We start from the raw sequence: 8,898 nt of genomic DNA, 5'->3' as shown, positions 1-8,898 counted from the left end.
GATGTACCCACAGATGTACCCACAGATGTACCCACAGATCTACCGACGGATGTACCGACGGATGTACCGACGGATGTACCGACGGATGTACCGACGGATGTACCGGCGGATGTACCAACGGACTCGTCGCGGCACAGTGAGAGGGAGAGGTACCGATGGCACAGGCCCCCCGCCCGTCGATGCGGCAGCTGATCCAGCAGCGCCGACGCGCCGGATTCGTCGGCCGGGGCGCCGAACGGGCCGCGTTCCGGGCCAACTTCGAGTTGCCGCCGGACGACGAGCGTCATCGCTTCCGCTTTCATGTGCACGGCAATGCCGGGGTCGGAAAGACCTTCCTCGTGCGGGAGTTGGAGCAGCAGGCCAAGGAACGCGGCGCACTCACCGTGTACGTCGACGAGGGCGTCGGTAGCGTGCCCGAGGCCCTTGCGGTGATGTGCCGTCAGTTTGCCGCCCAGGGGCGGCGGTTCAAGGAGCTGGAGCGGCTCCTCGCCGCGCACCGGGAGCGGCGGCACGAGGCCGAGTCCGCCGTCGCCAGCCTCGAACCGCAGCCCGAGGGGCCCTCCGCCGGGCGGCCCGCCCCTGCGAGCCCCTCCGCCGGGAGTCTGACCGCCGCCCGCATCGGGCTCGTCGGCGCCGGACTCATCCCGGTCGTCGGGCCCTTCGCCGGCGCCCTCGACGCCGACCGGATCGCCCAGGGCGCGGACAGGGTGCGGGCCGGGATCGCCGCCCGGCTGCGCAACCAGGACGACGTACAGCTCGTACTCGCCCCCGAGCGTGCCCTCACCCCGGTGCTGCTCGCCGAGCTGGACGGCATCTGCGCGGCCGTGCCCTGGATCGTTCTCTTCCTCGACACGTACGAGCGCACCGGGCCCTTTCTCGACGGCTGGCTGCACGACATCATGACCACCGACCGCTACGGCGACCTCTCCTTCCCCGCCAACCTTGTTCTCGTCACCGCAGGTCAGCGGCCCTTCGACACCGGGCGCTGGGGTGGCTTCGCCGACTTCGTCGCCGACGTGCCGCTCGGGCCGTTCACCGAGGCCGAGGCGCGCGGGCTGCTCGCCGACAAAGGGGTGACGGACGAGCCGGTCGTCGAGGAGGTGCTGCGGCTCACCGGCGGGTTGCCGGTGCTGGTGTCCACCCTCGCCGAGGCCCGCCCCACCGACCCGGACGACATCGGCGACCCGAGCGCGACCGCCGTGGGACGGTTCCTGAAGTGGGAGACCGATCCTGTACGCCAGGCCGCCGCCCTTGCCTGTGCCCTGCCCCGGCGACTGGACGCCGACGTCTTCCGGGCCGCCCTCCCCGTCACCGCTTCCGGGGAGACGAGGGACGACGCCGAACTCGATCTGCTGTACGGGTGGTTGAGGTCGCTGCCGTTCGTGAGCGACCGCGGGGACCGAGTTCAGTACCACGATGTCGTACGGGCCCCGATGCTCCGTCTCCAGCGCCACCGCTCCCCGCGCCGCTGGGCCGAGCAGCACACCGGCCTCGCCGGCACCTTCGCCCGCTGGCGCGGGGAGGTCGAAGTGCAGCTGTCCGACGGCGAGTTGTGGGCCGCGGAGGAGTGGCGGGAGCTGCGGCTCGCGGAGTCGTACCACCTGCTGTGCGCGGCCCCCCGTACCGCGCTGCCCGTCGTCCTGCGGGACGTCGTCGACGCCTGCGGTCACGGGGAGGTGGTCGCCCGGCGGTGGGCCCGCGTCCTGGTGGAGGCCGGCGACGACAACGAGGCCCCGGCGGCACGGAGTTGGGGGCGCGACCTGCTCGACGCCCTCGCGGACGAAAGGGGCGGAGAAGAGGGTGGGGAGGGCGGGGTGCTCGGGGCGCTCGCCCTGCTGCTCGGCCGTGCCGGGCTCGACGCACGCGGGCAGGCCGTCGCTCGTATGCTGCGCGGGCGCGAACTGCGGCTTGGACGGGAGTACGAGAGGGCCCTCGGCGAGTACGAACAGGCAGTCGCCCTCGATCCCGGGCTGGAGCGCGCCCACTACGGCCGGGGCGTCACCCGCGCCGAACAGCGCGACTACGCCGCCGCCATCGTGGACCTCGACCGCGCCGACGAACTGGCCCCCGGCACCGCCCGTGTCCTCTTCGCACGCGGCGACTGCCACCGCGTCCTCGGCCACCACGAGGAAGCCCTCCGTGACCTCGACCGGGCCATCGCCCTCGGCCCCGATCTGGCCGGCGCCTGGGCCGCCCGTGGCGTCACCCGGGTCAGCACCGGTGACATCGAACAGGCCCTCGCCGACCTGGACCGGGCCCTCGAACTGGACCCCGGGCACCTGTGGGCGCTGGTCCGGCGGGCCCGGGTGCACCGCTCGCGCGGGGAGCGGGACCGGCAGTTCGCCGACCTGGACCGGGCCGTCGCCCTCGGCCCCGAACTGCCCTGGGTCATGTGCCAGCGCGGCGACGCGCTCCGGGGCGCCGACCGCGACACCGAGGCCCTCGCCGATTACGACCGGGCCCTCGAACTCGACCCGGCCTACGCGTCGGCGTATGCCAGCCGGGGTACCTCCCACAGCCGACTCGGCCGCCACGGCGAGGCGTTGGCCGATCTCGGCAGGGCGCTGGAGCTGTTCCCGGCGTACTCCTGGGCGCTGGTGCAGCGCTCGGTGGTGTACCGGCGGGTTGAGGAGTACGAGGCTTCGCACCAAGACGCCGACCGGGCGGCCGAGTTGGAGCCCGACAGCGCGTGGGTGCTGTGGAACCGGGGCGAGGCGCTGCGCTGCCTGGGCCGGTTCGAGGAGGCGCGCGCCGACCTCGACCGGGCGCTCGCACTGGACCCGGACAGCGTGTGGGCGATCGGCTGCCGGGGTGCCGTACTGCATGAACTGCGGCTGTACGGCGAGGCGTTGGCGGATCTGGACCGGGCGGTCGCGCTCGACCCGGACGGGGCCTGGCACCTGAGGCGCCGCATCATGACCCTGCTGGCGGTGGGGCGCCCCGGGGACGCCTGTACCGGCCTCCACCGCTATCTCGCGATCGGCGACGACCGGGCCTGGGCGCACCACACCCTCGCCCGGGTACACCTCCTTGACGGGCGCCCCGAGGACGCGGCGGCGGCGCTCGCGGAGGCGGCGCGGCACGGGCTCGCGGAGCCGGCCGGTCTGGAGGAGCTGGCCCGCTCCCAGCGCAAGGCGGGCGAGTGGCGGGCCGCCCGGGAGACGGCGGACCGTATGCGCGCCCTGCACGAGGCGGGCGGCGCCTTCTGCCTCGCCCTCGCGGTCGCCGGGGAGCGGGGCCAGGAGGCCGCCCGCCCGCTCTGGCGCGAGGCGCACCGGCTGGCCTCCGGCTGGGACCCGGCCGAGGGCGCCCCCGGCTTCCCGCACGCGGTGATCGCGGCGGGCCTCGGCGACTGGGCCGACCTGGACGAACGCCTCGCCCGTCTGCTCACGGGGCCGGGGGAGTGGGCGGACGTGGCATGGCTGGCCGACCTGCTGGCCGAACTGGCGGCGGCGCCGGGCGGGTCGCCAGAGGAACGCGAGCGGATCGCCGTACGGCTGGAGCGGGTACGGGAGGCACGGGACGCACGGGATGCACGGGATGCGCGGGAGGCGATCAGCGGGCGGTAAGCGCGATGACAGCGAGGTGCGAGAGAAGTGGGGGCGGGAGGTGGGCGGGAAACAGGGGGCACGAGTTGCATTTGATGCCCTGAACGGACCATTCCCGGTCGATTACAGTGCTGAGCTGTCCATCGTACGAACGATGCCGTGAGGGAGGTCCGAGGTGGATGTGATGACGTCCGGTGGCGTGACCGGTGGGGTAACCGGTGGTGTGACCGGTGCCGCGTCCGGCGCCATCTGGGGCCGCCCCGAGCAGCAGGACTTCCGCAGCCGGGTACGCGGCACCCTGCTCGGCGCGGCCCTCGGTGACGCCCTGGGCGCCCCGCTCGACGGACTCACCCTCGGCTCCATCCTGGAGGCGTACGGCGCGGACGGGCTCACCGATCTGGCCTTCGCGTACGGCAGACGCGGCGCGATCACCGATCTCACCCAGCTCACCCTCTTCACCCTGGACGGCCTGATCCGCGCCCAGGTGCGCCGCGACACCGGCGCCTGGCACCCGCCGACCGACCTGCACCGCGCGTACCGCCGCTGGGCGGCCACCCAGAGCGACTGGGGGCCCGACGAACGGCGCAAGGAGGACGGCTGGCTGGCCCGCGAGGAGTGGCTGTACGCCCGCCGCGACCCGTCCCTCGCCTGCCTGCTCGGCCTCGGCGACGAGACGATGGGCACCCTGGACGCGCCGAAGAACCCCGGTGAGGCGGGGGTGGAGGCGGCGGCCCGCTCGGGCCCCTTCGGGCTGCTGGTCGGCTGGGAGCCGCAGCTGGTGATGCAGCTGGCGGTGGAGTGCGCCGCGCAGACCCACGGCCACCCGACGGGATACCTGGCGGCGGGCGCGTACGCCGTGATCGTGCACAGTCTGGCGCGCGGCGAGAGCCTGGACACGGCGGTGCAGCGGGCGCTGGCCCTGCTGGCGGCCCGACCGGGCCACCAGCAGGTGTCGGAGGCCCTCCAGCGGGCCCTGGGCGCCGTACGCCAGGGCATCCCGTCCTGCGCGCGGGTCACGGACCTGGCCGGCATCGGCACGGCGGACGGGCTCCTGTCGGCGGCGGTCTACTGCGCGCTGGTCGGCGAGGACGTCCGGCACGGGCTGTCCCTGTCGGTCAACCACGGCGGCCCCTCGGCCGCGACGGGCGCGCTGACCGGCGGCCTGCTGGGCGCCCTGCACGGCGAGACGGCCCTCCCGCCCGCCTGGCTGGCGGAGCTGGAGGGCCGTCCGACGATGCTGGTCCTCGCGGACGACTTCGCGATGGAGATGACCCAGGGCCCGTCCCTGCACGGCCCGGCGGGCTCCTCCCCGGGCTGGCTCACGCGCTACCCACGGGCGTGACAACGACCGCCGCAACGCATACCGCGTCAACTACCGCATCAGTTCACCCGCGTTCACGAGCAGCGACTGTCCGGTGATGGCCCGCGCCCGGTCCGACGCGAGGAACACCGCCGCGTCGGCGACATCTCCGTCCGTTGCCAGTTCGGGCAGCGCCATCCGCTCCGCGAGCCGCCGCCGCACCTCGGTCTCCGGCACCCCGTCGCCCTGCGCCGTGAACCGCACGTACGCCTCCACCGGCGGCCCCCACATCCACCCCGGCAGCACGGTGTTGACCCGTATCCGGTGCGGCCCGAGTTCCCGGGCCAGTGAGTACATCGCGCTCGTCAGCGCCCCCTTCGAGGCGGCGTACGCGGCCTGCCGCACCTGTGTCGGCGCGGCCACGGCGGACTGCGTACCGATGAACACCACACTCCCGCCCCGCTCCTTCAGCGCGGGCAGACAGGCCCGCGTCATCCGCAGCGTGCCCAGCAGATTGACGTCGACGACACCGGCCCAGCTCTCGAAGTCCGCGTCCTCGATCCCGCCGAAGTAGCTGTCCCAGGCGGCGACATGGACGACCCCGTCGATCCGCCCGAACCGCTCGCGGGCCAGCGCGGCCAGCGCCCGGCACTGCTCCTCGTCGGTGATGTCGGTCGCGCGGTACGCCGTCCGCGTCCCGTCCGGATCGAGCTCACCGGCGGTCTTCGCGAGGTACGCCTCGGTACGCGCCCCGAGCACGGCGTTGCCCCCGTCCCGTACGACGGCCGCGGCGACCTGCCGCCCGAGTCCGGCGCCGACACCGGACACGACGACGGTCTTCCCTGTGAGCAGCGACATCGAAGCCCTCCCCGACACTGGCGGATTATCTGACGGGGCGTCAGAGTATGGGCGTCCGAAGGAGGAAGGAAGAGCAGCGAAGGAGAGGAAGGGAAGGGAATGACCGAAACGGAATCGACAGGTGCGGAGTTGGGCGAGGGGACCCGCAGTGAGGTGTACGCCGAACTGGCGGCCCTCGGTCCGTACGGTGTCCACCCGGGCCACGCGCTCATCACCATGGTCGAACCGCACCCGGGCCACGAGTACGCGTACAACCGCTGGTACGAGGACGACCACTACTACGCCGGCGCGATGGCCATGCCCTGGATGTTCTCCGGCCGCCGGTGGGTCGCGACCCGGGACCTCCAACTCCTGCGCTACCCCGAGAAGTCGGCGGTCGCGCAGCCGGTCACCGCGGGTTGCTACCTCTCCACCTACTGGATCACCCAGGGCCGCTACGCCGACCACATGCGCTGGACCGTCGGCATCAACAAGCGCCTCAACCGCGACGCGCGCGTCTACCAGGACCGTACCCACGTCTTCACGGCGTTCCAGGACCACGAGACGACGGTCTACCGGGACGGTGCCGCCGGCCCCCGCGACTTCCACGCGCTCGACCACCCGTACGCGGGCCTGGTGTTGCAGGTAATCGACGCCGAAAGCCCTGAATCCCGGCCGGAGTTGCTGGAGTGGCTGCGCACCCGGCATCTGCCAGGCCGCCTCGCCGGATCCCCCGCGGCGCTGGTGACCGTCTTCCACCCGACCCCACTCCCCGGCGACCGCATGACATACGTCAAGCAGGTCGAGGGCGTGGACGTGCGCCTGACCCTGCTGTGGTTCCTGGAGGCGGATCCACGGGACTGCTGGGAGGAGCACTTCGCGGGGCTGGGGGAGGAGGTGCGCGAATCCGGTCTGGGGCGAGTGGAGTTGATGGCGCCGTTCATCCCGACTGTGCCGGGGACGGACCGGTACGTGGATCAGCTGCGTGGGGCTGGTTGGACCGGAGGGTCTCCGGAGCCGGGCGTTCAAGGGTGAATCGGTGGCTCCGGGGCAGGTGCTGAGGCCGAACTCGCCGATACGGAACTCCTGTCGGCCGACAGGGGTTCCGCCCGGCCCATGGCGTGGCGGACATGGTGGCGGACATGGTGGCGGACATGAACTCCGCTCGTCAGTCGATTCTGACGCGTGAGTCCGCGCCCTTCGAACTGCGTGCGGTGGTCCATGAAGTCGCCCTGCTGAACGAGTTCGAGGGGCGGCCGTACATCAGGAAGGATCAGCATCGAAGGCTGAAGGAGCTGTCCGAGCGTCCCGACGTGACGATTCAGATCGTGCCGCTGTGCCGGTCGGTTCACCCTGGCAGTCTCGGCGACTTCGAGATCCTGTCGTACGACGGAGGCGGGGCGACCGTCTACCGCGAGTTGCCGGCCTCCAGCCTGATGACCACCGATGCCGAAGAAGTCGCGGCCTGTCAGGCGGCAGCGAAGACCCTGTCGGCCGAAGTCACGCTGTCGGCCGAGCAGTCCGCCGCGCGCTGATCGACGAACTGCCGGCCCGATGACAGGGGTTCGGGCATGGCCGAGCCCCCTCGGCCAGGACGGCGGGCCAGTCGAGAGGGCTCTTCCTGCGGTGCTTATGGAATTGTGGGAAGTGGCGGTGAAGCATCAGATGAGGTCGAACGCTCCCCGGCTGACCTCCGCCACGAACGAGTTCCATGAGTCGGCCGGGAAAGCCAGCGTCGGACCTGCCGGGACCTTGGAGTCCCGGACCGCCATCGCCGCGTGAATCGGGGACTTGACCTCGACACACGCGCCGTTGCCCGTGGAGTACGAGGACTTCGTCCAGGTGCTGGTGGCGCCTTGCTGAATTGCCATGTTCGCTCCGCTTTTAGCAGTGGTGAGTAGCTGTCGCCGTCCGGAGGGCTCCTTGCGGAGCCCGCGGCACGGTTTGCGCCAACGTTGTTCCTCGATGGCCTGATCGACGCTACTCGCCAACATCGCTATGCGGACCGGCCGTTCACTCGACCGGGTGGCATATTCCAGCGGGCTCTTCCGCTGGCGTGATGCGGAGGTGTACCGTGCGTCCCTTGCTTCTCCAGGGGATCACTCCGCGTACTTTTTCGCCAACTCGGCGATGAATTGCCGGGATTGGTCCACATTGAGGGCCTGTGCCCGCAAGTGTTCATACATCACGCTGTACTTCTGAACGTCCTGCGCCTTCTCCAGATAGAGGTCGCTGGTGACGCCCTCGATGTAGACCACGCTGGAATCGGCCGCGTCGGGGAACTCCAGGATCGCGTACTGGCCGTTGAGGCCAGGATGCGCCCCCATTTCGAAGGGGATGACCTGGACCGTGACGTGCGGCAGCTGGGACTGCTCGACCAGGGACTCCAGTTGCTCCCGCATCAGCAGCTTGTTGCCCACGACGCGGCGCAGCGCGGCCTCGTCGAGCACGGTCCACAGGCGCAGTGGGTTCTCCACGGCGGTGATCCGTTCCTGCCGGCGCAGCCGGACCTGGACACGGTTGTCGATGTCGCTGGAGGCCGTCTCCGGCAGCGCGCCGGTGATGAGTGCCTCCGCGTAGGGGCGGGTCTGCAGCAGCCCGGGGATGACCTGCGGGTCGTACACGCGCAGCGACGCCGCATCCGTCTCCAGCCCGATGTACACGCTGTACGGGACATCCCCGAACGCGTGCCACCAGCCCTGCTGGCGGGAGTCCTTGGCCATCTCCATCAGGGAGTCGACCATCCGCTGGTCCTGGACCTCGTACACCCCGCACAGGTCGCGGACGTCGCGCTGGCTGATGCTGCGGCGGCCGTTCTCCAGCCTGCTGATCTTCGATTGGGAGACCAGTAGTCGCTCGGCGACCTCTTCGGCCGTCAGGTTCTTCTGTTCTCGGAGCCTGCGCAACTCCTGGCCCAACCGGCGTCGCCTGACGGTGGGATTCACATTGGACGCCATGGGACGTGCACCTCCGGCTGTGTACCTGTACTTGCCACTTTCCGTATCTGCTGTTGAGCAGACTGCCACCAAGGTGCGTTCTACCGCTGGGAAACTGCGGATATGCGGTGCCTAGGCGGGAGATATGCGCCCGGTACACGCCAGTCCGGCGGATTCCGCTTATCCTGCCGGGCCGTTCCCCGGCCACCCCGCACGCGCATGTGCCGGATGCCGTCTGCCGGAGGGCAGTGCCGAAGGGGGTGGAGGGGGTGGAGGG

The 8,898-nt window shown here is 71.3% G+C and carries 7 protein-coding genes; 4 read left to right on the top strand and 3 right to left on the bottom strand.

Annotation, left to right across the window (positions count from 1 at the left end; translation table 11 throughout):
* Window positions 1-155: 155 nt before the first annotated feature.
* Both AOK08_RS37145 and AOK08_RS37140 read left to right on the top strand, forming a co-directional pair.
* Complete coding sequence (locus tag AOK08_RS37145; protein ID WP_055534311.1) at window positions 156-3,569, top strand: ATP-binding protein; 3,414 nt, start codon at window positions 156-158, stop codon at window positions 3,567-3,569.
* 163 nt (window positions 3,570-3,732) lie between these two features.
* Window positions 3,733-4,890: an ADP-ribosylglycohydrolase family protein gene (locus AOK08_RS37140; protein WP_055534314.1), complete on the top strand. Its 1,158-nt coding sequence runs from the start codon at window positions 3,733-3,735 to the stop codon at window positions 4,888-4,890.
* Window positions 4,891-4,920: 30 nt separating this feature from the next.
* Here the strand turns inward: AOK08_RS37140 and AOK08_RS37135 are convergent, their stop codons facing one another.
* Complete coding sequence (locus AOK08_RS37135) at window positions 4,921-5,706, bottom strand: SDR family oxidoreductase (protein WP_055534309.1); 786 nt, start codon at window positions 5,704-5,706, stop codon at window positions 4,921-4,923.
* A 99-nt stretch (window positions 5,707-5,805) separates the two neighbouring features.
* On the opposite strand from AOK08_RS37135, the gene AOK08_RS37130 reads away from it, so the two are divergent.
* Window positions 5,806-6,720, top strand: coding sequence for a hypothetical protein (locus AOK08_RS37130; protein WP_055534308.1), 915 nt, complete (start codon window positions 5,806-5,808; stop codon window positions 6,718-6,720).
* Between the two features lie 95 nt (window positions 6,721-6,815).
* Window positions 6,816-7,220, top strand: coding sequence for a Scr1 family TA system antitoxin-like transcriptional regulator (locus AOK08_RS37125; RefSeq protein WP_157876956.1), 405 nt, complete (start codon window positions 6,816-6,818; stop codon window positions 7,218-7,220).
* 126 nt (window positions 7,221-7,346) lie between these two features.
* Here the strand turns inward: AOK08_RS37125 and AOK08_RS37120 are convergent, their stop codons facing one another.
* Both AOK08_RS37120 and AOK08_RS37115 read right to left on the bottom strand, forming a co-directional pair.
* Window positions 7,347-7,556 carry a DUF397 domain-containing protein gene (locus AOK08_RS37120; RefSeq protein WP_055534305.1) on the bottom strand — a complete coding sequence of 70 codons (210 nt, stop codon included), beginning with the start codon at window positions 7,554-7,556 and terminating at the stop codon, window positions 7,347-7,349.
* Window positions 7,557-7,784: 228 nt separating this feature from the next.
* Window positions 7,785-8,642: a helix-turn-helix domain-containing protein gene (locus AOK08_RS37115; RefSeq protein WP_055534304.1), complete on the bottom strand. Its 858-nt coding sequence runs from the start codon at window positions 8,640-8,642 to the stop codon at window positions 7,785-7,787.
* Between the last annotated feature and the right edge of the window lie 256 nt (window positions 8,643-8,898).

It is taken from the genome of Streptomyces graminilatus, assembly GCF_001418565.1.
Lineage (GTDB): Bacteria > Actinomycetota > Actinomycetes > Streptomycetales > Streptomycetaceae > Streptomyces > Streptomyces graminilatus.
The sequence above is the reverse complement of the archived record's forward strand: the minus strand, read 5'-3'. Positions and strand labels throughout refer to the sequence as shown.